Origin of the sequence: Pseudomonas sp. sp1636, assembly GCF_030376615.1 — a bacterium.
Taxonomy (GTDB): Bacteria; Pseudomonadota; Gammaproteobacteria; order Pseudomonadales; family Pseudomonadaceae; genus Aquipseudomonas.
This window is the reverse complement of the sequence record NZ_JARRAB010000045.1, coordinates 1-1,037: the sequence shown is the minus strand read 5'-3', so window position 1 is coordinate 1,037 and position 1,037 is coordinate 1. Positions and strand designations below refer to the sequence as shown.

The 1,037-nt window shown below is 60.4% G+C and carries 1 protein-coding gene; it reads right to left on the bottom strand.

What is annotated here, in order from left to right; genetic code table 11:
• Nucleotides 1-982, bottom strand: a 982-nt coding sequence (locus P8H27_RS20505; protein ID WP_289639597.1) for an IS30 family transposase, incomplete at its 3' end; no start/stop codon positions are given.
• Nucleotides 983-1,037 lie beyond the last annotated feature (55 nt).

Here is a 1,037-nt window from a genome sequence, read left to right as displayed (position 1 = left end):
CCATCACCTCTGTCATCACTTCAATTGGGCATTTCCAGTTGAAGCGCTTGCGTGGCCGAATATTCAGCTCGTAGGCGATGGCATCCAGTTGTTCCTGGCTGTATACAGACAAGTCCGTGCCCTTGGGCAAGTACTGGCGGATCAGGCCATTGATGTTCTCGTTGCTGCCGCGCTGCCAGGGACTGTGCGGGTCGCAGAAGTAGATTGCCACCCCCGTCTTCTGGGTGATTTCGGCATGCCGGGTCATCTCCCGGCCCTGGTCGTAGGTCATGCTCTTGCGCACCGCCAGCGGCATCCGGTTGAGGGCCGCACTGAAGCCCTCTACGGCCGAGGTCGCGGTGGCATCGTTCAGCTTGATCAGCATCAGGTAGCCGCTGCTGCGTTCGTTTAGCGTGCCCACGGCAGAGGCGTTGGCCTTGCCTTTGATCAGGTCACCCTCCCAGTGTCCCGGCATCAAGCGGTCTTCAATCTCCGGCGGACGTACATGGATGCTCACCATCTCCGGGATCTGGTTGCGCCGATCAACACCCCCTACGCGCGGTCGGCGTGTGCTCTTACCCTGGCGCAGGCAGCGGATCAGCTCCTTGCGCAGCTCGCCCACTGGCAGGGCATAGACCGCGCTGTAGATTGTCTCGCGGCAAACGTAAGCGTCTTCAAAACTGGGGATATCCATGCTGCGCAGCTTGCCGGCAATCTGTTCGGGAGAGAAGTTTTTTCGCAGCAACTCCATCACCAACTCAAGCAGTTCGCTGCCCGGAACCAGCTTCTTTTTCGGGCGGCACGCCTCTCGACGTTGACGCATGTGACCCTGGGCCGTAGGCGCGTGATAGATGCCGTTGGCCCCGGTGTTACGCCGCAGCTCACGACTGATCGTAGAGGGGCTTCGACCAAGCAGCCGGGCAATTTCTCGCCGGCCCAAGCCATGCAAGCGGCTTACCTGGATCGTGGCGCGTTCTTCTATGCTGAGTTCGTGATAGGACATGGGCGCAGCACCTTACCGGAAAGGTCAGGTGTTGCACTCAGTTTCCGCGGCCGCC